The organism is Yoonia sp. (genome assembly GCF_046292185.1).
Taxonomy (GTDB): Bacteria; Pseudomonadota; Alphaproteobacteria; order Rhodobacterales; family Rhodobacteraceae; genus Yoonia.
In genome coordinates, this window is record NZ_JBKBQY010000013.1 from 17436 (window position 1) to 39119 (window position 21684).

Sequence of the window (21684 nt, forward strand, 5' to 3'; positions counted from 1 at the left end):
ACTTGGCCTCGCTTTGGATTATCAGTTGATCAGGGTCGGCTTGGGCCGGTGGGTAACGTTGGATGGCATCACGCCCAGACGGCGCGCGACCTCTGTATAGGCGTCGGTCAGATTGCCCAGATCGCGGCGAAACACATCCTTATCCAGCTTCTGACCCGTCTCGATATCCCACAGACGACAGCTATCGGGGCTGATCTCATCGGCCAGCAACAGGCGGGGGAATTCATTGTCCCAGACGCGACCCACCTCGATCTTGAAATCGACCAGCTTGATGCCGACGCCATACATGACACCCGACATCCAGTCATTGACGCGCAGGGCAAGGCTGACGATATCATCCATATCCTGCTGGCTGGCCCAGCCGAAGGCGATGATATATTCCTCTGGCACCAAAGGATCGCCCAGGGCGTCATCCTTATACGAAAATTCCACGATCGGGCGCGGCAATTGCGTGCCTTCCTCGATCCCCAGACGTTTCGCCATCGACCCTGCGGCGACATTGCGCACGATGATTTCCAGCGGGATAATCTCGACCTGCCGGATCAACTGTTCGCGCATGTTCAGGCGTTTGATGAAATGGGTGGGGATGCCGATGCTGCCCAGACCTGTCATGAAAAATTCACTCAGCCGGTTGTTCAGCACGCCCTTGCCTTCGATCACCGCGCGTTTTTCCGCATTGAAGGCGGTGGCATCATCCTTGAAATACTGCACCAGAGTGCCCGGCTCGGGGCCTTCATACAGGATCTTTGCCTTGCCTTCGTAAATCTTTTTGCGGCGCGCCATGTTCACCCCTTACAATTGTAATGCCGGTTTCGGCACATTCATCACCGCCTCTTAGTGCAAGCCCCCCTTGCGGGCAAGCACCTGCAGGGGCATATCTGATGCAACAACAACCAAGGGGGATTGCCCATGTCCAGTTTCGATGACCGCGCCAAGGCGTTTGAAAGCAAATTCGCCCATGACGCTGAAATGCTGTTCAAGGCCGAAGCACGCCGCAACAAGCTCTTGGGTCTTTGGGCGGCTCATCTGCTCGGCAAATCCGAGGAAGAAGCCGCTGTCTATGTGACCGAGGTGATCAAGGCCGATCTGTCCGAGGCGGGCGACGAAGACGTGTTCCGCAAGCTGGCCAAGGATCTTGTCGGCCATGCCGACGAGGCGACGATCCGCAGCAAGATGGCCAATCTGCTGGTCGAGGCGAAAGCCCAGCTTGTCACCGAACTCTGATCAGAAAGTCCTGCGATGACCAATGCCCTGTCCAAACTGCTGGAAACCCGCGACTGGCTGATGGCCGACGGGGCGACGGGCACCAATCTGTTCAACATGGGGCTGATGTCGGGTGATGCGCCCGAAATGTGGAACCTCGCACAGCCCGACAATATCCGCAGCCTTTACAGAGGGGCCGCCGATGCGGGCAGCGATATTTTCCTGACCAATTCTTTTGGCGGCAATGCGTCCCGCCTCAAACTGCATGGCGCGCAAGATCAGGTGCATGAACTGAACAAGGTCGCGGCCAGTCTGGGGCGCGAGGTTGCCGATGCCTCTGGCCGGACCATCGTGGTCGCCGGTTCGGTGGGGCCCACCGGCGAGATCATGACCCCGATGGGCAATCTGACCCACGAGATCGCGGTCGAGATGTTGCACGAACAGGCCGAAGGGCTGAAGGCAGGTGGCGCAGATGTTCTTTGGGTCGAAACGATCAGCGCCGCCGAAGAATTCGCCGCCGCCGCCGAAGCCTTTGCGCTGGCAGGGATGCCATGGTGCGGCACGATGAGTTTCGACACCGCAGGGCGCACCATGATGGGCCTGACCTCTGCCGATATGGTCAAGAAGGTGGGAAAACTGGCCCATCAGCCGCTGGCTTTCGGCGCAAATTGCGGCGTCGGCGCGTCCGATCTGCTGCGCACCGTGCTGGGCTTTGCCGCCGCAGGCCCGACCCTGCCGGTGATCGCCAAAGGCAATGCCGGTATCCCCAAATATCACGACGGCCATATCCATTACGACGGCACGCCCGATCTGATGGCCGATTATGCCGTGCTTGCCCGCGATAGCGGGGCCACGATCATCGGCGGCTGCTGTGGGACCACACCAGACCATCTGCGCGCGATGCGCCACGCGCTGGAAACCCGGCCCAAAGGCCCCGCGCCGACGCTGGATGCGATCACCGCCGCATTGGGTGGTTTTTCCTCCGCCTCGGACGGCACCGATGGCGCGGGGCCAGAGGCATCGCCGCGCCGGGGTCGTCGCGCAAAACCGGCGTCATGACCTTTGCCGTGGCGGGGTAGCCAAACCTTCCCCGCGGGGAAGGTGCCGGTCGGTCGTCGCATTTTCTTCCCCGCGGAAAAGATCGCTGCCGTTCCGCGCGGCGGCAATCCCGTCCTCAGAACAGCGACAATTGATCACCTTTCTGTGGCGGTCTGGCAAACAGGTCGGTCCGTAACGGTGCCAAGGCCCGGTCCAGCCCCAGCCGTGACGCCGCCAGTCTGAACCGCTGCTGCGTGATCTTGGCCCAGACGCCCTGTCCCTGCATGCGTTTGCCGAATTCCGGATCGTAATCGCGCCCGCCATGCAGCGCGCGCACCCGCCCCATGATCCGCGCCGCGCGGTCGGGATATTGCGCCTCCAGCCAGTCCTTGAACAGCCCCGCCACCTCTCGCGGCAGGCGCAGCATAATGCAGGACGCGGCGACGGCACCCGCATTATGGGCCGCTTCCAGTATCGATTCCAGTTCATGATCGGTCAGCGCGGGCACCACGGGTGACACCATCACCCGGACCGGCACACCGGCATCGCTTAACTGCCGGATCACCCGCAGCCGCGCGGCGGGCAGCGGCACACGCGGTTCCATCGCGCGCGATGTCTTCGGGTCCAGCGTCGTGATTGAAATGCCGACACGGACCAGCCCCTTGGCCGCCATATCCCCCAGAATATCGATATCGCGGGTGATCAGCGTGCCTTTCGTGACAATCGCCACCGGATGGGTGAAATCGCGCAACACCTCCAGCACAGCGCGCATGATCCGGCGGTCTTTTTCGATGGGCTGATAGGCATCGGTATTGGTGCCGATCGCGATGGTCGCGGGTTTGTAGCGTGGGTTGGACAATTCCTTGCGCAACTGTGCCGCCGCATTGGGGCGCGCGATCAGTTGCGTTTCAAAATCCAGCCCCGGCGACAGGCCGAGATAGGCATGGCTGGGGCGGGCAAAGCAATAGATGCAGCCATGTTCGCAACCGCGATAGGGATTGATCGACCGGTCGAACGACAGATCGGGCGATGTGTTGCGAGTGATGACCTTGCCGATCTGTTCGTCACTGACCTGCGTGCGCAGCACCGGCAGATCGGGGTCGTGATACCAGCCGTCATCCACCGCCTCTGCCGTCAGCCTGTCAAAGCGCACGGCAGGATTGCCCGCTGCGGCGCGGCCCGGAATGCGGTGATAGGTGCGAGTCAGATCATGATCCATACCCCACATTGGAACAAACAAAGAACACGCGCAAGGCTGCGTCGGTCCCGCTTGCGTGAATGTCGCAATTCAGCCTGTTGCCGGGCGGAAATAGGCGCAGATATCAAGACAGATATTCATGAGGCACACCATGTCAGACGACGACGAAATCATCCTCTCCGAACTGAGCGACGAAGACCTTGTCGCGCAGATGTATGACGACCTTTATGACGGCATGAAGGAAGAGATCGAGGAAGGCGTGAACATCCTGATCGCGCGCGGCTGGACCCCCTACCGTGTCCTGACCGAGGCATTGGTCGGCGGCATGACCATCGTGGGCCATGATTTCCGCGACGGTATCCTGTTCGTGCCAGAGGTGTTGCTGGCCGCCAATGCGATGAAGGGCGGGATGTTCATCCTCAAGCCGCTGCTGATCGCCACCGGTGCGCCGCGTGTCGGCAAGATGGTGATCGGCACGGTCAAGGGCGACATCCACGACATCGGCAAGAACCTTGTCGGCATGATGATGGAAGGTGCCGGGTTCGAGGTGATCGACCTGGGCATCAACAATGCCGTCGAAGGCTATCTGGAAGCCTTGGAGGCTGAAAAGCCCGATATCCTTGGCATGTCCGCCCTGCTGACGACGACGATGCCCTATATGAAGGTCGTGATCGACACATTGGTCGAAAAGGGCATGCGCGAGGATTACATCGTGCTTGTCGGCGGCGCGCCCTTGAACGAGGAATTCGGACGCGCCATCGGTGCCGATGCCTATTGCCGTGACGCCGCTGTCGCGGTGGAAACCGCCAAGACGCTGGTCGCGCGCAAACACAATCAGGGGCAGGCCCACGCCTGACCCCTTTTTTCGGGCCAATCGCTTTCCTATCTTGGATGTAAAGGAGGCCCCGATGCCGTTTGAAAAACTCGCCCTGATCCTGCTGATCGTGATCGTCGCGGCCGGGCTGACCCTGTGGGTCGCCCTGTCGCTGGTCAGCGCCACATCGCTGTCGCCCTTTGTCGGGCTGTCCCTGCTCAGCATTGCCGCATTGGTCGCGGCCCTGCTGGTGCGCCGCCTGTCGTGATTCCTGACGCCGCACTGACACAGACCGGCCTGCCGCCCAGCGGACAGGGCCAGATCCTGCTGATCGCCTGCGGTGCGCTGGCGCGCGAAATCCTGGCGCTGAAGGCGGTGAATGGCTGGGATCACCTTGACCTGCATTGCCTGCCCGCGATCCTGCATAACCACCCCGACCGGATTATTCCCGCCCTGCGCGATGCCGTGGCAAAACACCGGGACGGTTACGCGGATATCTTTGTCGTCTATGCCGATTGCGGCACGGGCGGGCTGTTACAGGCGGCCTGCGACGATATGGGGTTGCGGATGGTTCCCGGCCCGCATTGCTATGCGTTCTTCGAAGGGGTGGACACTTTCGCCGCCAAGGGTGAAATCACCGCCTTTTACCTGACCGATTTTCTGGTCCGGCAATTCGATGCTTTTGTCTGGGAACCGCTGGGCTTGGATAAACACCCCGCCCTGCGGGATATGTATTTCGGCAATTACACAAAACTGGTCTATCAGGCGCAGACCGAAGACCCGGCGCTGACCGCAAAGGCACAGGCTTGCGCGGCGCGTTTGGGGTTAGCGTTTGAACGCCGTTTTACCGGCTATGGCGATCTGGCGACCAGTCTGGCGTCGGTCAAACCGCCGCCGCCGCCGTCTGCCTGATCCGTTCGACCATCGCGCGCAGCCCGTTGGACCGTTGCGCCGACAGGTGATCGTTCAGCCCCAACCGCCCAAGGGCGGCGGGCGCGTCGATCTTGACCACGTCACCCACCGGCTGTCCGTCATAAAGCGTGCGCAGCACCGCGATCAGCCCCTGCACGATCATCGCATCACTGGCACCGCGAAAGGTGAACACACCGTCGTTGATCTGCGGCACCAGCCAGACCTGACTGGCGCAACCTTCGACCTTGGTCGCGGGCACGCGCAAGGCGTCTTCCAGCGGGTCCATGGCGCGGCCCATGTCGATCACATGGCGATAGCGGTCTTCCCAATCGTCAAGGAATTCAAAGGTCTCGACAAGCTCTTCAAAGGCGGGGTTGGTCATGATCTGCTTCCTCTCGTCACGCGTGATCCGGGCTAAAGCGGCACGGTGACCACTTTCTGACCTTTCACGGCAAGGCCGACCTTGCCTTCGCATAATTGCAGGGCGGCGTCGCCGAAGACTTCGCGCCGCCAGCCTTTCAGCGCGGGCACATCGCGTTCGCCTGCGGCCAAAGCATCCAGATCAGCAGAAGATGCGATCAGCTTCGACGCGACACCGGCATCATCGGTGACGGACTTCAACAGCACCCGCAGCATATCGGCGATGGCAGGATTGACCTGCAGCTTGGCACGGCTCAGGTCCGGCTGCGGCAGATCGCCGGGTTTGGCGGCAAGACCTGCCTTGATGCTGGCCAGAATACCATCGGCGATATCGCCCTTGCGGGCCTCGCGCAGCAGCAGGCGGGAACGGCTTAAATCTTGTTCATTCAACGGCTTGGTGGATGCAAGTTCAACCAGTGCATCATCTTTGTAGACCCGGCTGCGCGGGATATCGCGGGTCTGCGCATAGGTTTCGCGAAACTTTGCCAATTCGCGCACGAGGGCAAGGAAGCGGCCCGAAGAGGTGCGGGTCTTGACCCGCATCCACGCCTCGTCCGGGTCGGAATAATAGGTAGCCGGATCGTTCAGCACGGCCATTTCCTCATCCACCCATTTGGCGCGGCCGGATTTTTTCAACTGATCCGCCAGATATTCGTAGACATCGCGCAGATGGGTCACATCGGCCAGCGCATATTCGGCCTGCGCATCGGTCAGCGGGCGGCGCGACCAATCGGTAAAACGCGATGATTTATCCACCTCGGCCTTGGCGATCTTGCGCACCAGCGTTTCGTATCCCGCCTGTTCGCCAAAGCCGCAGACCATCGCCGCGACCTGCGTGTCGAACAGGGGCGCGGGGATCACCCCGGCATTGACCTGAAAAATCTCCAGGTCCTGCCTTGCGGCATGGAACACCTTGACCACATCCGGATCGCGGAACAATTCATACATCGGTTCCAGCGATATCCCCTCGGCCAGCGGATCGACCAGCACCGCGTCTTCGCCAGCGGCATCGCGATAGGCCATCTGCACAAGGCAAAGTTTGGAATAATAGGTGCGTTCGCGCAGAAATTCGGTGTCAACGGTCACATAGGGACGCTTTGCCGCCGCGGCGCAAAAGCCTGCAAGGTCCTGGGTCGTGGTAATGATCTTCATACGCGTTCCATCATTTGTATCCGCGATTGATATGCCATCGCCCGCAGGATGAAAAGATCACCCGTCCAACATCACCGGACGCAGATCGCCCGCCGCAAACCGGCGCAGGACAGCCGGGTAAAGCGCATGTTCCAACGCCAGCAGGCGCTGTGCCAAGGTTGCGGGCGTATCGCCGGGCAAGACCGCCATCCGCGCCTGCCCCAGCACCGGCCCGTCATCCAGCGCTGCCGTGACCTGATGCACAGTGCAGCCGTGGTGGGTATCGCCCGCCTCCAACGCGCGGGCATGGGTGTGCAAGCCGCGATATTTGGGCAAAAGCGAGGGATGGATGTTCAGAATGCGCCCGTCCCAAGACGTGATGAAATCCGCCCCCAGAATGCGCATGAACCCGGCCAGACAGATGATATCGGGCTGTGCTGCCAGCAGCGCATCGTGCAAAGCCGCCTCGAACGCGGCACGGTCCTTGCCGAATGGCTTGTGGTCAATCGCCTGCACCGGGATGCCCATGTCGGCGGCCTTGGCCAGCCCGCCCGCCTGCGGATCATTGGACAGCACCAGCACCGGGCGCGCCGGATGATCGCCTGTCATCGACCGGCCGAGCGCGACCATATTGGACCCGCCCCCCGAAATCAGAATCGCAACGCGTTTGGTCACGCAAGCGCGCCTGCATAGCGGATGCCTGCACCATCGGTGACGGTGCCGATCCGGTGAACGGTTTCGCCGGCCTCGGTCAGCAAATTCGTCAATGCGTCGGCCTGCCCCGCATCGACAACCAGCACCATGCCGATCCCGGCATTGAATGTTTTCAGCAATTCCGCCTGTTCCATCCCGCCAGTCTGCACAAGCCAGCCGAACACGGGCGGTAAAGACCATGATTCCAGATCAATATCGGCCCCCAGATCATCCGGCAGCACGCGTGGCAGGTTTTCGGTCAGACCCCCGCCCGTGATATGGGCCAGCGCATGCACGCCCCCTGCCCGCACAGCGGCCAGCGCGGGCTGCACATAAAGCCGGGTCGGCGTCAAAAGCGCAGCACCCAATGTGCCATCCGCAAACGGTGCGGCATCGTCCCAGCCCAGCCCGGACATATCCACGATCCGGCGCACCAGCGAATAGCCGTTGGAATGCACGCCATCAGACGCCAGCCCCAGCAGCACATCGCCCGCCACGACACCGGCAGGCAGTTCCGCGCCGCGTTCCATCGCACCGACGGCAAAACCCGCCAGATCGAAATCGCCGTCATGATACATGCCCGGCATTTCTGCCGTCTCTCCGCCGATCAGGGCACAGCCGGAGGCTTCACAGCCGGCAGCGATGCCGTTGATAATGCGGGTCGCCTGATCCAGCTCTAGCTTGCCGGTGGCAAAATAATCCAGAAAGAACAAAGGTTCCGCACCCTGACAAACCAGATCATTGACGCACATTGCGACCAGATCGACCCCGATCGTATCGACATGGCCGGTATCGATCGCGATCCGCAGCTTGGTGCCAACGCCGTCGGTCGCCGCAACCAGTATCGGGTCGACATAACCTGCGCCCTTGAGATCGAACAAGGCGCCGAAACCGCCCAGACCCGCCATCACACCGGGGCGCGCGGTGCGCTTGGCCGCAGGTTTGATCCGTTCCACCAGCGTATTGCCGGCATCGATATCCACACCGGCATCGGCATAGGTCAGGCCATTTTTCGTCATCTGGGGCACCTTGTTTGTATGGTTGCGTCTGCCGTTACCCGATGAACCCGCGCCGCGCAACGTTCACAGCCGTCTTTCGCACGATCGGTCCCCAAATTCCCCGCCGCGCGGCAGTGCCGATGTCGGGCCACGCACCGGCGACGACCATGCGATGAGGTTGATCGCGTCCCTGGGATGCGCGCAAACCAGCCCAATCAGCGCAGAGCCATAGGCAGTTTGCTGCCGCTTTTGCGCGGGTCCAAAGCGGTTATAAAGGTTCCGGATTGCGCCAGCGAACTGGCATCTCCGTCAGAAAACGCGCTAATAACCTTTTGTTTACAGATACTTATCAACAGGTTTGGCAGATTTGCTTAGGCATATTCTGCCGCCTGATACCGCATTTTTCGCAGGGGCGACAAATCCTGTCCCTACAACTTGGCCGGAACCTAATCCGTTCTGCGCCATTGGTAAGCCACAACACATGAGGTGATAAAATGATGACGAAGAATTTTCTGACGACAACCGCTCTGGGCCTGCTGCTGGCAACCACTACTGTCGCGCAAACCGATGCGCCACCGCCACCTGCCGAAGACACAGCGCCAATTGACGGCACGGCACCAATGGATGGCACTGCGCCAATGGACGGCACAGCACCGATGGATGGCAGAGCGCCGATGCCAGCTGACGGGATGACCGACGCCGAAATGATGGAACCACAGACGCTGGAGGAAATGACCGTCGGTGACCTGACCGGGACTGATGTCATCGATGCCAATGGTGATTCCATCGGCAGCATCCGCGATGTGGTACAAGGTGCTGGTGAAGCCGAAGCCGTGATCGGTATCGGTGGCTTCCTTGGCATTGGCCGCTATGACGTGGCGCTGCCGCTCAGCGATCTGAACTACAACCCGGAAGACGGCACCATTTCGGTCACGCTGACACGCGAAGAGCTGGAAGCACTGCCGGAATTTGTCAACGCAGACGTTGAAACACTGCCACCAGAGACGGCATTGTCGACGATGATGATGGAGCCCGCGCCCACCGATATGCCAGCGACGACAGATGCACCGGCAGCGACCGACGCGCCCGGCATTGACGATCCTGCGATGGACGCACCGGCAACAGACGATCCAGCAGTGGATCCGATGGAACCCGATGCGACCGGCGACGCGCCAGCCAATAACTAAGCGTCGTTGTCTCGTCTGTTCGTATTTGGGGGCTACCGAAAGGTGGCCCCCTTTTCATGTGGCAGAACAAATGACCAATGTATCGTTCCGGACGGTGCAGTGATACGCAAAGCAGCGTCAAGCGCGCTTTTTTTGAGGTTGCGAAACATCGGCCAGAGGCGGAAACGCTGTTTTATAACCTACCGCCATGGCAGACCCTTGACCATTCGCGCCCCGGCAATTACGCAAAACCACAGGGGGCCTGTAGCTCAATTGGTCAGAGCAGAGCGCTCATAACGCTTTGGTTGCGGGTTCAAGTCCTGCCGGGCCTACCATCCTTGCGCATCGCGCCCGGTGGTCATCCCCCTTGGAAAATCAACGCGATTTGGTCTTCGCGCAGCAATGTCCAGTCACCGGGGGCCAGATCATCCGGCAGGGACAAATTGCCCAGCTTTTCGCGGTGCAGTGCTTCGACATGGTTGCCGGTGGCGGCGAACATGCGGCGCACCTGGTGATAGCGGCCTTCGGTAATATGCAGCAGCGCCTCGGTGTCCGACACCACATCCAGTGCGGCGGGTGCCAGCGGCTTGTCCTCGCCCGCCAGCATCAAGTCACCTGCGGCGAACAGCGCGGCTTCATTGCCGTTCAGCGGGCGCGCCAGCGTCACGCGATAGGTCTTTTGCACATGGCGTTTTGGGCTGATGATCCGGTGCAGCAGATCGCCGTCATCGGTCAGCAACAACAGCCCGGACGTCTGCTTGTCCAACCGCCCAACGGTCGAAATCGTGGGATTCCGGTGCTGCCAGCGCGCGGGCAGGATGTCATAGACCAGCGGCCCATCCTCTTTATGCGAACAGGTCATACCCAAGGGTTTATGCAAAAGCACCACCAACCCCGGCAGCGGGTCAAGCGGTGCGCCATCGACCACCATGCAGGCGGGCAGATCCGGCGTCAGCGGGATACGTCTGGTGACATCCCGCAGCCTGACACCGTCAAGCACGATATCACCGGCCCGCGCCATCCGTGCGATGTCAGTGCGCGACCCATAGCCCAAGGAAGACAAGAGCCTGTCGATGCGCGTCGTCGGCGCCTTTGCCATGTTTTGCCCCTCACACCGCGCCAAGCGCGCATTATATCTGCTTTCGCCCGGACCCCGGACGCAGTAAGCAGCCCCATATTTACAGGTCTGGAACATATCATGGCGCAGAACGCCACCATTTATAAAGTCGAACTGTCCGTATCCGACATGGACCGGCATTATTATGAGACCCATAAACTGACAATCGCCAAACACCCGTCGGAAACCGATGAACGGCTGATGTTGCGGATCGTCGCCTTTGCGCTGAACGCGCATGAGCATCTGGAAATGACCAAGGGCCTGTCCAGCGATGACGAACCCGACATCTGGCAGAAAAGCCTGAGCGGCGAACTCGACGTCTGGGTCGCGCTTGGCTTGCCCAGCGAAAAGGTGCTGCGCCAGTCCTGTGGCAAGGCGGGCAAGGTGATCGTCTATCCCTATGGCGGCAGAACGGCGGATATCTGGTGGGACAAGGTCAAGAACAGCACGACCCGTTTCGACAATCTGCAGGTGGTCAATTTCTCGGAACGCGACAGCGGCGCGTTGACGCAACTAGCAAACCGCGCGATGAAATTGCAGGTCAATATTCAGGACGGCGATGTCATGGTCAGCGTCGGCGATACCATCGTGAATATCACGCCCGAAGAATGGAAAGCCCCCGCGCCCTGACCGGCGCGGCGCGCGTCACGCCCCCTAAACCCGGCGCGCCCCGGCTTTTACGGTATACAAAGGCATACAGCCCTTCCCGTGCGCCGCGTTTTGCGTTATGAGGCAGCCAGAATCCAAGCAAAAGCGGAGTATGCCCATGACCAAGATCAAGGTGGAAAACCCTGTCGTCGAACTCGACGGCGATGAAATGACCCGGATCATCTGGGATTTCATCAAGAAGAAACTGATCCTGCCCTATCTCGACCTTGATCTGAAATATTACGATCTGGGCATGGAAGTGCGCGATGAAACCAACGACCAGATCACCGTAGACGCCGCCGAGGCGATCAAGAAATACGGCGTCGGCGTGAAATGCGCGACGATCACCCCGGATGAACAGCGGGTCGAGGAATTCGGCCTGAAACAGATGTGGCGCAGCCCGAACGGCACGATCCGCAACATCCTTGGCGGTGTGGTGTTCCGCGCGCCGATCATCTGCAAGAACGTGCCGCGTCTTGTGCCCGGCTGGACCGACCCGATTGTCATCGGCCGTCACGCATTCGGTGACCAGTACAAAGCCACCGATTTCCTGATGCCCGGCAAAGGCCAGTTGACGATGAAATTCGTCGGCGACGATGGCACCGTCATCGAAAAGGTCGTCTATGACAGCCCCGGCGCCGGTGTGGCGATGGGCATGTACAACCTTGATGCAAGCATCATCGATTTCGCCCGTGCGTCGCTGAACTATGGCCTGAACCTTGGCTGGCCGGTCTATCTGTCCACCAAGAACACCATCCTGAAAGCCTATGACGGCCGGTTCAAGGACCTGTTCCAGAAGGTCTATGAAGAAGAATTCGAAGACAAGTTCAAAGCCGCCGGCATCACCTATGAACATCGCCTGATCGATGACATGGTCGCCGCCGCGATGAAATGGTCGGGCAAATTCGTCTGGGCCTGCAAAAACTATGACGGCGACGTGCAGTCCGACACTGTGGCGCAGGGCTTTGGTTCGCTTGGCCTGATGACCTCGGCGCTGATGACCCCCGATGGCAAGATCGTCGAGGCAGAAGCCGCCCACGGCACCGTCACGCGGCATTACCGCCAGCACCAGGCGGGCAAGGCGACATCGACCAATTCCATTGCGTCGATCTTTGCCTGGACCGGCGGGTTGAAGCACCGCGCGAAACTGGACGACAACACAGAGCTGATGAATTTCGCGACCACGCTGGAAAAGGTCGTCGTGGACACCGTCGAAAGCGGTTTCATGACGAAGGATCTGGCCCTGCTGGTCGGCCCCGATCAGAAATGGCTGACGACGGAAGGTTTCCTCGAAAAAGTCGACGAAAACCTCAACGCCGCGATGTGATGAGAAAGGGGGGCCAATTGGCCCCCTTTTTGCACGCAGCACGGGTGTGCGGCGCGGTGGAGATCGCGGCCATTGACCCACCCGGAGATATGCGTAAAGTAATGAGCATCAGCCAGCAGCATCGCGCCAGCGTCACTTTCTGACATTGGAGAGTCGCATGTCGCGCGAAAAGCTGCAGAGATTAAAAATACCGGTTCTGACCGGTGTCACCCAAAGCACTGTCATTATAGCCGTCGTGCTGTTTTACCCGGTCTCGGAAAGATATGCGGGCAGTGGCGTAATCAACTGGCTGGGAATAGGTCTGGTCTGGATCTGCGCAAGTCTGGCATTCGCGGCGCTGTCTTATTTAAATGACGACCGACGCCGTTCGTAAATGGCCCAGAAGCTGACATTGCGCCCCGGTGCCGCGCACCCGCGCCCTTTCTGCAAAACCCTGGTCCATCCGGCACCCTTTCGCTTGCCAGCCTGCAACCGTTTGGATAGCGGATGGGCATGACACAACCTGCCGCCCCCACCGCCCATACCCCTATCGAAGACGCGCAGGCCTTTGCGCTTGGCACAGCACTTTGTGCGCTGGGGGTGACGATGCTGACCCATCTGGGGCTGATCACCGGACAGACCGCCGGGCTGGCGGTGCTGGTGTCCTATGCGACGGGTCTGTCCTTCGGGATCGTGTTCTTTTGCGTGAACATACCGTTCTATTGGCTGGCATGGGTGCGGATGGGGCCAAAATTCACGCTCAAGAGCTTTCTTTGCGTCGCCTTGCTGTCGGGCATGGCCGAAATATTCCCCCAGATGATCGTCTTTGAAACGCTCGACCCGCTGCTGGGCGCTGTGCTGGTGGGTGCTGTCACCGGCCTTGGCCTGATCGTGCTGTTCCGGCATGGGGCCAGCCTTGGCGGTATCGGCATCCTTGGGCTGTTCATTCAGGACCGGACCGGGTTTCGCGCCGGTTACACGCAACTGATCTTTGATCTGTGCCTGTTTGCCGTGGCATTCACGATCATCGCCCCCGGTCTGGTGCTTTATTCGCTGGCCGGGGCCGTGGTCGCCAATCTGATCATCGCCACCAATCACCGCCCTGACCGTTATACCGGACGCTGACATGCCATTGCATTACATCTTTCTGATCTTCGCCATCATCGCCGAAACCATCGGCACCACGTCGCTGCAGGCCAGCCAGCAATTCACGCGGTTCTGGCCGACCGTGGTTGTGGTGATCGCCTACGGAGTCTCGTTCTATCTGCTGGCGCAGACCTTGCGGGTGATGCCGGTGGGGATGGTCTATGCGATCTGGTCGGGCTTGGGCATCGTGATGATTGCGGCCATCGGCTATCTGGTCTTTGGCCAAAAGCTCGATCTGCCCGCTGTGATCGGGCTTGCCATGATCATCGGGGGTATCGTTGTGATCCACCTATTCTCGCATGCGACGCCACACTAGCGGGTTGTTTACGAATAGGGGGTAGCATTTGCTGCGATTGCACGGTATCGCGCGGTTAAATTTCCCATAAGGCTGACCCATGGATATCCGCAATATCGCGATCATCGCGCACGTTGACCACGGCAAGACAACGCTTGTCGACGAACTTTTGAAACAATCCGGTGTGTACCGCGACAACGAAGCGACGACCGAACGCGCGATGGACAGCAATGACATCGAACGCGAACGCGGGATCACGATCCTTGCCAAATGCACAAGCGTCGAATGGAAAGGCACGCGGATCAACATCGTTGACACCCCCGGCCACGCCGATTTCGGTGGTGAGGTGGAACGCATCCTGTCGATGGTCGATGGCGTCGTGCTGCTGGTCGATGCTGCCGAAGGGCCGATGCCGCAAACGAAATTCGTGACCTCCAAGGCGCTGGCACTGGGCCTGCGCCCCATCGTCGTGGTGAACAAGGTCGACAAGGCCGATGGCGAACCCGATCAGGCCGTCGATGACGTATTCGATCTGTTTGCCGCCCTCGAAGCCAGCGATGAACAGCTTGATTTCCCCGTGATGTACGCATCCGGCCGGTCCGGTTGGTGCGATGAACAGCTTGACGGCCCGCGCAAGGATCTGTCCGCCCTGTTCGACAAGGTGCTGGAACATGTCCCCATGCCCGCGCAGATCACCCGCCGGGAAGAGCCGTTTCAGATGCTGGCAACCACCCTGTCCGCCGACCCGTTCATCGGTCGTATCCTGACCGGCCGGGTCGAGGCTGGCACATTGCGCGCCGGTGAAACCGTCAAGGCGCTGTCGCGCAACGGCGACAAGCTGGAACAATTCCGGGTATCAAAAATCCTCGCCTTCCGCGGTCTGGGCCAACAGCCCATCGATGTGGCCGAGGCGGGCGATATCGTCACGCTGGCGGGCATGACCAAGGCGACCGTGGCCGACACGATCTGCGACATGTCGGTTGACGTGCCGATCCCGGCGCAGCCCATCGACCCGCCAACCATCACAGTCACATTCGGTATCAACGACAGCCCCTTGGCGGGCCGCGATGGCAAAAAGGTGCAAAGCCGCGTCATCCGCGAACGTCTGATGCGCGAAGCCGAAGTCAATGTCGCGATCAAAATCGCCGATACCCCCATGGGCGACGCGTTCGAAGTGTCGGGCCGTGGCGAATTGCAGATGGGCGTGTTGATCGAAAACATGCGCCGTGAAGGGTTCGAGCTGTCGATTTCCCGCCCACAGGTGATTTACAAAGACATCGACGGCGTCCGCCACGAACCCATCGAAGAAGCCACCATTGACGTGGATGACGAATATACCGGCGCCGTGGTCGAAAAACTGACCGGCCCGCGCAAGGGCGAATTGGTCGAGATGAAACCCGCCGGTGCCGGAAAAACCCGGATCATCGCGCATGTCCCATCGCGCGGCTTGATCGGCTATCACGGCGAATTCCTGACTGATACACGCGGTTCGGGCATCCTGAACCGGCTGTTCCACGGCTGGGCGCCTTACAAGGGCAAGATCCAGGGCCGTCGTCAGGGCGTGTTGATTTCCATGGAAAACGGCACTTCGGTCGCCTTTGCACTGTGGAAACTGGAAGATCGCGGCAAATTCTTCATCGGCGCACAAGAGGCGGTCTATACCGGCATGATCATCGGCGAACACAGCCGCGACAATGATCTGGAAGTGAACCCGTTGAAGGGCAAACAGCTGACCAACGTCCGCGCCTCTGGCACGGATGAGGCAGTGCGCCTGACCACGCCGGTGACCATGTCGCTGGAACAGGCGATTGCCTATATCGACGATGACGAACTGGTCGAAGTCACGCCGAACGCGATCCGTCTGCGCAAGCGCTTTCTGGACCCGAACGAACGCAAGCGGCATTCGCGCAGCGCGTAAGGCAGGCGAACCTCCGCATTTCTGCACAGGGCAGTCCGCATGGGCTGCCCTTTTTCTATTTGCGCAGGGGCGCTACATCTTTCTTAATAAAAGGAGGATAACAATGCGTAAATTACAGACCCAAGGGGTCCACCATATCACCATCACCGGCGCAGACCGCCAATCCACCATCGATTTCTGGGAAGGCGTGCTGGGCATGCCCTTTGTCTTTGATCAGCCCAATCTGGACGATCCGTCACAAGGGCATCTTTATTTCGATCCCGGCGATGGGCGGCTGATCACAGTCTTCACATCCGAAGACCGCAAACCCGAACGCAAGCCCATCGATCAGGGCCAAGGCTATCTGCACCATCTGGCGTTCAACGTCTCAAAAGTGACATTCGATCAACTGGTGGCACGTCTGAAAGAACGCGGCATTCCCAATTCCGGCCCCAAGGACCGCGGGTTCATGGATTCGATCTATTTCAAGGACCCGGTGGGCATGCTGATCGAACTCGCCAGCTATCGGTTTGAGCCACCCGCAGGCCTGACCCATACCGATGTGCTGCATCGCGCCCATCTGATCCGGGTCAAGGCGGGTGACAAAAGCATCGACACAGTGCATCTGGCCGAAGCGATCGAAGATCTGATCGCGGAAAACACCAACAGCCTGTCAGATCAGTGATAAAAAGGCGCGGTCAATCCCCGCGCCTTTTTATTCCGTCACCTCGACAACCATCAATTCACGCTCTGACGCGCCGCGTGCATGGTCAAGTGCGGCCTGATAAGCCGTGGAATGATAGCAGGCGACCGCATCCTCGACCGAGGCGAAACGCGCGACAACATTGCGCGGGCGTTCCTTGCCTTCCAATTGCACATAGCGTCCGCCGCGCGCGATGAACGTACCGCCATGGTCGGCAATAGCGGGGCCGGCCAGTTCGGCGTATTTCTTGTAAGCCACGTCATCTGTGACGGTGACATGGGCGATCCAAAGGGCGGTCATGACAAATTCTCCAACAATGTTCTCGCGGCCTTGATCGCGGCATCGGCGTTCGCCGCAGAGGCACCACCGCCCTGCGCCATATCAGGCCGGCCACCGCCGCCCTTGCCGCCCAGTTCCGGGGTCACGGCGCGCAGAATATCCACCGCAGACACGCGCGCGGTCAGGTCAGCGGTGACACCAACAGCGACCGCTGCCTTGTCGCCGGTATCGGCGATCAGCAGCACGACACCGCGGCCGATATCCGATTTGATCGCATCGATCAGCGATGGCAGGTCCTTGCCGGTCACACCGGACAGCACCTGCGCCTGAAAGGCGATACCATTGACGGTTTCAGTGGGTGCAGCCCCCTTGGCCCCGCCGCCCATCGCCAGATCGCGGCGCAATTGCGCAACCTCATTGGCAAGCGCGCGGCGTTCCTCCATCAGCGCCTTGACCCGTTCGGCGACATCGCTGGCAGGGGCTTTCAACGCGGCGGCCACATCCGCCAGCCGCTGATCCTGCGCGCGCAGATAATCTAGCGCCGCCTGCCCGGTCAGCGCCTCGATCCGGCGGACACCAGCGCTGGAGGCTGTGTCGCCAAGCGCAACAAAGGCCCCGATCTCGCCCAATTGCCGCACATGGGTGCCGCCGCAAAGTTCCAGCGAATAGGTGTCGCCTGCGGCACCCTTGCCGGACCCCGCCTGTTGCCCCATCGACACAACGCGCACTTCATCGCCGTATTTTTCACCGAACAACGCCTGTGCACCCATGGCGCGGGCATCATCGGGGGTCATGATGCGGGTGCTGACCTTGCCGTTCTGCCGGATCAGCGCATTCACATCGCGTTCGATCTGCGCCAGTTCCGCCGCGCTCAGCGGTTTGGTATGGCTGAAATCAAAGCGGAGCCGGTCCGGCGCATTCAGCGACCCGCGCTGCGCGATATGATCGCCCAAGGCGTCGCGCAATGCCTCGTTCAGCAGGTGGGTGGCGGAATGGTTGGCCTGAATCGCGGCACGACGGGCGGGATCAACGCGCAAAGCCGCGCCCTGCCCCACGGTAATCGTGCCGCTGGTGACCTTGGCGAAATGAATGAAAACACCCGCGACCTTTTTTGTATCGGTGATTTCCGCCGTCCCGGTATCCGTCTGCAAGATGCCAGCATCGCCGACCTGCCCGCCGGATTCGGCATAGAATGACGTCTGGTTCAGCACGATCTGCACATCACCGCCCGCCTGCTGCACCATCGCGCCATCGGCAACCAGCGCCTTGATCTGGCCTTCGACGTTCAGGGAATCATAGCCCAGAAAATCCGTCGGCCCGGCCTGATCGGCGACATCGAACCAGATCGCAGAATCCGCAGCCTCGCCCGTGCCGGACCATGCCGCGCGCGCCTTGGCCTTTTGTTCGGCCATGGCGGCATCAAAACCGTCAGTATCAACCGCGCGCCCCTTTTCGCGCAGGGCATCCTGCGTCAGGTCGAGCGGGAAACCATAGGTGTCGTACAATTTGAACGCCGCAGCCCCCGGCAGGGCCCCATCATCGGGCAGGCCGGACAATTCGTCATCCAGCAGCTTCAGCCCGCGATCCAACGTCTGTTTGAAGCGGATTTCCTCGTTCATCAGGGTTTCTTCGATCAGGCGCTGGCCCTGACCCAGTTCGGGATACGCCTCACCCATCTGGCGCACCAAGGCAGGCACCAGCCGATGCATCACGGGGTCTTTCGCGCCCAGCAGATGCGCATGGCGCATCGCGCGGCGCATGATCCGGCGCAGCACGTAACCGCGGCCTTCGTTCGAGGGCAGTACACCTTCGGCGATCAGGAAAGAGGTGGAGCGCAGATGATCCGCGATCACCCGGTGATGGGTATTGCCCGGCCCGTCGGGATCAGATGACGTGGCATTTGCCGACGCCTCGATCAGCGCGCGCATCACATCGGTGTCGTAATTGTCATGCTTGCCCTGCAGCAGCGCGCCGATCCGTTCCAGCCCCATGCCGGTGTCGATCGACTGCATCTCAAGCGGGCGCATCGTGCCGTCTTCGAATTGCTCGTTCTGCATGAAAACGACATTCCAGATCTCGATGAACCGGTCGCCGTCTTCCTCGGCCGAGCCGGGAGGGCCGCCCCAGATATGATCGCCATGATCATAGAAAATTTCCGTGCAGGGGCCGCAGGGGCCGGTCGGCCCCATGCGCCAGAAATTGTCATCGGTGGGGATGCGGATGATCCGGTCTTCGGCGACGCCGATCTTGCGCCACAGATCAAAGGCTTCGTCATCGGTATGGTAAACGGTGGTCAGCAGGCGGTTCTTGTCGATGCCGAAATCGCGGGTCAGCAATTCCCAGGCAAAGGGGATCGCGTCGGATTTGAAATAATCGCCAAAGCTGAAATTGCCCAGCATCTCGAAAAACGTGTGATGCCGCGCGGTATAGCCGACATTGTCCAGATCATTATGCTTGCCACCGGCGCGCACGCATTTCTGGCTGGTGGTGGCGCGGGTGTAATCGCGTGTTTCCACCCCGGTGAACAGGTTCTTGAACTGCACCATACCCGAATTGGTGAACATCAGGGTCGGGTCATTGCGCGGCACCAAGGGGCTCGACGCGACGATCTGGTGGCCCTGTTTTTCAAAATAATTCAGAAAGGTAGAACGGATATCGGCAAGGCTGGTCATGGCGCACTTTCACAGCAAAATCTTTGATCAGCAGCACAGATAGCGATGCGGCAAGTCACTGTCCACCAATTGCCCAAAGATCGCGCCGCAACCCCGTCTTCTTTTTTCCAAAAATACGCCCGCCGGAGGCAGCGCGACAGTGCCGCGCCACCACCCGCAAGATCAACGCGCCCTACATTTCGACGATATCGTCGTCAGCAGCACCGTCAGTATCTTTCATTGCGAAATCCAGACCATGGGCGGCGCGGATCTTATCCTCGATCTCATTGGCGATCTTGGGGTTTTCTTTCAGGAACACTTTGGAGTTTTCACGCCCCTGCCCGATCCGTTCATCGCCATAGCTGAACCATGCACCGGATTTTTCAACAATACCGGCCTTGACGCCCAGATCCAGCAATTCACCGGTTTTCGAGATGCCTTCGCCATACATGATGTCGAATTCCACCTGTTTGAACGGCGGTGCCACCTTGTTCTTGACCACTTTCACACGGGTCGCGTTGCCCACAACCTCATCCCGGTCCTTGATCGCGCCAATGCGGCGAATGTCCAACCGGACCGAGGCATAGAATTTCAGCGCATTGCCGCCTGTCGTGGTTTCGGGGCTGCCGAACATCACGCCGATTTTCATGCGGATCTGGTTGATGAAAATCACCATACAGCCGGATCGGTTGATCGACCCGGTCAGTTTGCGCATGGCCTGGCTCATCAAGCGGGCATGAACGCCAACGGAACTGTCGCCCATATCGCCTTCCAGCTCGGATTTCGGGGTCAGGGCGGCAACCGAATCGACGACCACCAGTGACACGGCACCAGACCGGACAAGTGTATCCACAATCTCCAGCGCTTGTTCGCCGGTGTCAGGCTGCGAAATCAGCAATTCATCCAGATTCACGCCAAGTTTCTTGGCATATTGCGGGTCCAGCGCATGTTCCGCATCGACAAAGGCGCAGATGCCGCCCTTCTTCTGCTCTTCCGCGATGGAATGCAGGGTCAATGTGGTTTTGCCCGATGATTCCGGGCCATAAATTTCAATCACCCGCCCTTTCGGCAGGCCCCCGATCCCCAGCGCGATATCCAGACCCAGCGATCCGGTCGATGTCGCCTCGATCTCGGGCATCTGGTTCTGGCCACCCAGTTTCATGATCGAACCCTTGCCGAACTGGCGTTCGATCTGGGCCAAAGCGCTTTCCAGCGCCTTTTCCTTATCTGCGGTTTTCTTGTCCATCATTTTCAAAAGATCTGCCGTTGCCATTACCCTGCCCTTATTCCATGCGCCCCACCAAGGGGCAATCAAAGCTTTGTTCGCCCTATGTTCCGCTATACATGAGATCAAAACAGGAACATTGCAAGTTCTATTTGCAACCTTCGTTCTATCAGACAGTGGTTAAGAAAAGGTTTATCCCGTAAAAAGACCCCGAAAGAACAAAGGATGCGCGCAAATGCTTGTTTTCTGGAAGGAAAACCTGGTGCTGCTGGCGGTGCCCAAAACCGGATCAACCGCGCTGGAAGGCGCGTTGGCACCGCGCGCCTCGATGGTGTTGCGCGACCCGCCGCAACTGAAACATGCGCCCTGCTATCGCTACAAACGATTCCTGCGCCCGTTTTTCGTGCAGGCAGGCGGTCAGACCCCCGAAGTCATGGCCATCGTGCGCCACCCCGTCGATTGGCTGGGCAGTTGGTATCGCTATCGCAACCGCGACGATCTGATCGGGCATGAGAACAGCACGCGCGGCGTTTCATTTGATGATTTCGTGCTCGAATATTGCAAGGGCAGCCCTGCCCCTTTTGCGCAGGTCGGATCACAGGATAAATTTCTGCGCATCAACGACGGCGACATCGGCGCAGACCATCTGTTCCGCTATGAAGCCTGGGACAAGATCACGGCCTTTCTGGAAGGCAGGCTCGCCATCACTCTGACATTGCAGCGCAAAAACGTCTCGCCCGCGATGGATCTGACGCTGTCGGACGATGTACTGGGACGTCTTCATCACAAACGCGCCGGTGAATTTAGCATCTGGGAAGCAGGACAAGGCTGAGCGCGCGCCTGA

At 59.9% G+C, this 21684-nt stretch carries 23 protein-coding genes and 1 tRNA gene; 14 read left to right on the top strand and 10 right to left on the bottom strand.

The window, feature by feature from the left end:
* Positions 1 to 21: 21 nt before the first annotated feature.
* Positions 22 to 783 (bottom strand): phosphoribosylaminoimidazolesuccinocarboxamide synthase, encoded by a 762-nt coding sequence (gene purC, locus ACK4TM_RS04155; RefSeq protein ID WP_409697181.1) that lies wholly within the window; start codon positions 781 to 783, stop codon positions 22 to 24.
* Positions 784 to 909: 126 nt separating this feature from the next.
* Between purC and ACK4TM_RS04160 the strand changes: the two genes are divergently transcribed.
* A complete protein-coding gene (locus tag ACK4TM_RS04160; RefSeq protein ID WP_409697184.1) occupies positions 910 to 1224 on the top strand; it encodes a DUF1476 domain-containing protein in 315 nt (104 codons plus the stop codon).
* A 15-nt stretch (positions 1225 to 1239) separates the two neighbouring features.
* Positions 1240 to 2262, top strand: a complete 1023-nt coding sequence (gene bmt / locus ACK4TM_RS04165) for a betaine--homocysteine S-methyltransferase (RefSeq protein ID WP_409697187.1) — start codon at positions 1240 to 1242, stop codon at positions 2260 to 2262.
* A 115-nt stretch (positions 2263 to 2377) separates the two neighbouring features.
* Here the strand turns inward: bmt and ACK4TM_RS04170 are convergent, their stop codons facing one another.
* The gene (locus ACK4TM_RS04170; RefSeq protein ID WP_409697190.1) at positions 2378 to 3460 is read right to left on the bottom strand and encodes a PA0069 family radical SAM protein; all 1083 of its coding nucleotides are present in this window, start codon (positions 3458 to 3460) and stop codon (positions 2378 to 2380) included.
* A 130-nt stretch (positions 3461 to 3590) separates the two neighbouring features.
* Between ACK4TM_RS04170 and ACK4TM_RS04175 the strand changes: the two genes are divergently transcribed.
* The 3 genes from ACK4TM_RS04175 to ACK4TM_RS04185 are packed head-to-tail and all read left to right on the top strand — an operon-like array spanning position 3591 to position 5165.
* Complete coding sequence (locus tag ACK4TM_RS04175) at positions 3591 to 4295, top strand: corrinoid protein (RefSeq protein ID WP_409697193.1); 705 nt, start codon at positions 3591 to 3593, stop codon at positions 4293 to 4295.
* A gap of 52 nt (positions 4296 to 4347) precedes the next feature.
* Positions 4348 to 4521 (top strand): hypothetical protein, encoded by a 174-nt coding sequence (locus ACK4TM_RS04180; RefSeq protein ID WP_409697196.1) that lies wholly within the window; start codon positions 4348 to 4350, stop codon positions 4519 to 4521.
* Positions 4518 to 5165, top strand: coding sequence for a DUF1638 domain-containing protein (locus ACK4TM_RS04185; protein ID WP_409697199.1), 648 nt, complete (start codon positions 4518 to 4520; stop codon positions 5163 to 5165). The genes ACK4TM_RS04180 and ACK4TM_RS04185 overlap by 4 nt, the downstream gene beginning before the upstream one ends.
* Here ACK4TM_RS04185 and ACK4TM_RS04190 read toward each other — a convergent pair.
* From ACK4TM_RS04190 to purM, 4 genes are read right to left on the bottom strand one after another with little or no spacing between them, the layout of a single operon-like run.
* Entirely contained in the window at positions 5137 to 5547 is a 411-nt protein-coding gene (locus tag ACK4TM_RS04190) for a SufE family protein (protein WP_409697202.1), read from the bottom strand. The two genes, ACK4TM_RS04185 and ACK4TM_RS04190, sit on opposite strands and share 29 nt — an antisense overlap.
* Positions 5548 to 5579: 32 nt before the next feature.
* Positions 5580 to 6737, bottom strand: a complete 1158-nt coding sequence (gene rnd / locus ACK4TM_RS04195; protein WP_409697205.1) for a ribonuclease D — start codon at positions 6735 to 6737, stop codon at positions 5580 to 5582.
* Between the two features lie 57 nt (positions 6738 to 6794).
* Positions 6795 to 7391, bottom strand: a complete 597-nt coding sequence (gene purN, locus ACK4TM_RS04200; protein WP_409697208.1) for a phosphoribosylglycinamide formyltransferase — start codon at positions 7389 to 7391, stop codon at positions 6795 to 6797.
* Complete coding sequence (gene purM / locus ACK4TM_RS04205; protein WP_409697211.1) at positions 7388 to 8428, bottom strand: phosphoribosylformylglycinamidine cyclo-ligase; 1041 nt, start codon at positions 8426 to 8428, stop codon at positions 7388 to 7390. Before purM ends, purN begins: the two co-directional genes overlap by 4 nt.
* Before the next feature lie 473 nt (positions 8429 to 8901).
* Here purM and ACK4TM_RS04210 point away from each other — a divergent pair, with 473 nt between their 5' ends.
* On the top strand, positions 8902 to 9594 hold the full coding sequence (locus ACK4TM_RS04210) for a PRC-barrel domain-containing protein (RefSeq protein WP_409697214.1): 693 nt from the start codon (positions 8902 to 8904) through the stop codon (positions 9592 to 9594).
* 237 nt (positions 9595 to 9831) lie between these two features.
* Positions 9832 to 9908, top strand: a tRNA-Ile gene (locus tag ACK4TM_RS04215).
* A 23-nt stretch (positions 9909 to 9931) separates the two neighbouring features.
* On the opposite strand, the gene ACK4TM_RS04220 is transcribed toward ACK4TM_RS04215, so the two are convergent.
* Positions 9932 to 10672 carry a pseudouridine synthase gene (locus ACK4TM_RS04220; protein ID WP_409697217.1) on the bottom strand — a complete coding sequence of 247 codons (741 nt, stop codon included), beginning with the start codon at positions 10670 to 10672 and terminating at the stop codon, positions 9932 to 9934.
* 99 nt (positions 10673 to 10771) lie between these two features.
* Here ACK4TM_RS04220 and ACK4TM_RS04225 point away from each other — a divergent pair, with 99 nt between their 5' ends.
* From ACK4TM_RS04225 to ACK4TM_RS04250, 6 genes are all read left to right on the top strand, one after another.
* Complete coding sequence (locus tag ACK4TM_RS04225) at positions 10772 to 11320, top strand: YaeQ family protein (RefSeq protein WP_409697220.1); 549 nt, start codon at positions 10772 to 10774, stop codon at positions 11318 to 11320.
* Positions 11321 to 11456: 136 nt separating this feature from the next.
* Positions 11457 to 12665 (top strand): NADP-dependent isocitrate dehydrogenase, encoded by a 1209-nt coding sequence (locus tag ACK4TM_RS04230; RefSeq protein ID WP_409697222.1) that lies wholly within the window; start codon positions 11457 to 11459, stop codon positions 12663 to 12665.
* Positions 12666 to 13157: 492 nt separating this feature from the next.
* Entirely contained in the window at positions 13158 to 13769 is a 612-nt protein-coding gene (locus tag ACK4TM_RS04235) for a YitT family protein (RefSeq protein ID WP_409697225.1), read from the top strand.
* Position 13770: 1 nt separating this feature from the next.
* A complete protein-coding gene (locus ACK4TM_RS04240; RefSeq protein WP_409697228.1) occupies positions 13771 to 14106 on the top strand; it encodes a DMT family transporter in 336 nt (111 codons plus the stop codon).
* A gap of 79 nt (positions 14107 to 14185) precedes the next feature.
* A complete protein-coding gene (gene typA / locus ACK4TM_RS04245) occupies positions 14186 to 16003 on the top strand; it encodes a translational GTPase TypA (protein WP_409697231.1) in 1818 nt (605 codons plus the stop codon).
* Between the two features lie 103 nt (positions 16004 to 16106).
* On the top strand, positions 16107 to 16667 hold the full coding sequence (locus tag ACK4TM_RS04250) for a VOC family protein (RefSeq protein ID WP_409697234.1): 561 nt from the start codon (positions 16107 to 16109) through the stop codon (positions 16665 to 16667).
* Between the two features lie 30 nt (positions 16668 to 16697).
* Here ACK4TM_RS04250 and ACK4TM_RS04255 read toward each other — a convergent pair whose 3' ends face one another.
* From ACK4TM_RS04255 to recA, 3 genes are all read right to left on the bottom strand, one after another.
* On the bottom strand, positions 16698 to 16985 hold the full coding sequence (locus tag ACK4TM_RS04255; protein ID WP_409697236.1) for a DUF1330 domain-containing protein: 288 nt from the start codon (positions 16983 to 16985) through the stop codon (positions 16698 to 16700).
* Complete coding sequence (gene alaS / locus ACK4TM_RS04260; RefSeq protein ID WP_409697239.1) at positions 16982 to 19636, bottom strand: alanine--tRNA ligase; 2655 nt, start codon at positions 19634 to 19636, stop codon at positions 16982 to 16984. The genes ACK4TM_RS04255 and alaS overlap by 4 nt, the downstream gene beginning before the upstream one ends.
* 172 nt (positions 19637 to 19808) lie before the next feature.
* The gene (gene recA / locus ACK4TM_RS04265) at positions 19809 to 20888 is read right to left on the bottom strand and encodes a recombinase RecA (RefSeq protein WP_409697242.1); all 1080 of its coding nucleotides are present in this window, start codon (positions 20886 to 20888) and stop codon (positions 19809 to 19811) included.
* Between the two features lie 187 nt (positions 20889 to 21075).
* On the opposite strand from recA, the gene ACK4TM_RS04270 reads away from it, so the two are divergent.
* Entirely contained in the window at positions 21076 to 21672 is a 597-nt protein-coding gene (locus ACK4TM_RS04270; protein WP_409697245.1) for a gamma-glutamyl kinase, read from the top strand.
* Positions 21673 to 21684 lie beyond the last annotated feature (12 nt).

Coding starts and splice junctions, on each gene's coding strand:
- ACK4TM_RS04160 (WP_409697184.1), top strand. CDS start 910: ATGTCCAGTTTCGATGACCGCGCCAAGGCGTTTGAAAGCAAATTCGCC.
- ACK4TM_RS04225 (WP_409697220.1), top strand. CDS start 10,772: ATGGCGCAGAACGCCACCATTTATAAAGTCGAACTGTCCGTATCCGAC.
- rnd (WP_409697205.1), bottom strand. CDS start 6,737: ATGAAGATCATTACCACGACCCAGGACCTTGCAGGCTTTTGCGCCGCG.
- ACK4TM_RS04240 (WP_409697228.1), top strand. CDS start 13,771: ATGCCATTGCATTACATCTTTCTGATCTTCGCCATCATCGCCGAAACC.
- purM (WP_409697211.1), bottom strand. CDS start 8,428: ATGACGAAAAATGGCCTGACCTATGCCGATGCCGGTGTGGATATCGAT.
- ACK4TM_RS04250 (WP_409697234.1), top strand. CDS start 16,107: ATGCGTAAATTACAGACCCAAGGGGTCCACCATATCACCATCACCGGC.
- ACK4TM_RS04170 (WP_409697190.1), bottom strand. CDS start 3,460: ATGGATCATGATCTGACTCGCACCTATCACCGCATTCCGGGCCGCGCC.
- ACK4TM_RS04220 (WP_409697217.1), bottom strand. CDS start 10,672: ATGGCAAAGGCGCCGACGACGCGCATCGACAGGCTCTTGTCTTCCTTG.
- ACK4TM_RS04235 (WP_409697225.1), top strand. CDS start 13,158: ATGACACAACCTGCCGCCCCCACCGCCCATACCCCTATCGAAGACGCG.
- ACK4TM_RS04230 (WP_409697222.1), top strand. CDS start 11,457: ATGACCAAGATCAAGGTGGAAAACCCTGTCGTCGAACTCGACGGCGAT.
- purC (WP_409697181.1), bottom strand. CDS start 783: ATGGCGCGCCGCAAAAAGATTTACGAAGGCAAGGCAAAGATCCTGTAT.
- ACK4TM_RS04210 (WP_409697214.1), top strand. CDS start 8,902: ATGATGACGAAGAATTTTCTGACGACAACCGCTCTGGGCCTGCTGCTG.
- recA (WP_409697242.1), bottom strand. CDS start 20,888: ATGGCAACGGCAGATCTTTTGAAAATGATGGACAAGAAAACCGCAGAT.
- ACK4TM_RS04190 (WP_409697202.1), bottom strand. CDS start 5,547: ATGACCAACCCCGCCTTTGAAGAGCTTGTCGAGACCTTTGAATTCCTT.
- ACK4TM_RS04270 (WP_409697245.1), top strand. CDS start 21,076: ATGCTTGTTTTCTGGAAGGAAAACCTGGTGCTGCTGGCGGTGCCCAAA.
- ACK4TM_RS04255 (WP_409697236.1), bottom strand. CDS start 16,985: ATGACCGCCCTTTGGATCGCCCATGTCACCGTCACAGATGACGTGGCT.
- typA (WP_409697231.1), top strand. CDS start 14,186: ATGGATATCCGCAATATCGCGATCATCGCGCACGTTGACCACGGCAAG.
- alaS (WP_409697239.1), bottom strand. CDS start 19,636: ATGACCAGCCTTGCCGATATCCGTTCTACCTTTCTGAATTATTTTGAA.
- ACK4TM_RS04175 (WP_409697193.1), top strand. CDS start 3,591: ATGTCAGACGACGACGAAATCATCCTCTCCGAACTGAGCGACGAAGAC.
- bmt (WP_409697187.1), top strand. CDS start 1,240: ATGACCAATGCCCTGTCCAAACTGCTGGAAACCCGCGACTGGCTGATG.
- ACK4TM_RS04180 (WP_409697196.1), top strand. CDS start 4,348: ATGCCGTTTGAAAAACTCGCCCTGATCCTGCTGATCGTGATCGTCGCG.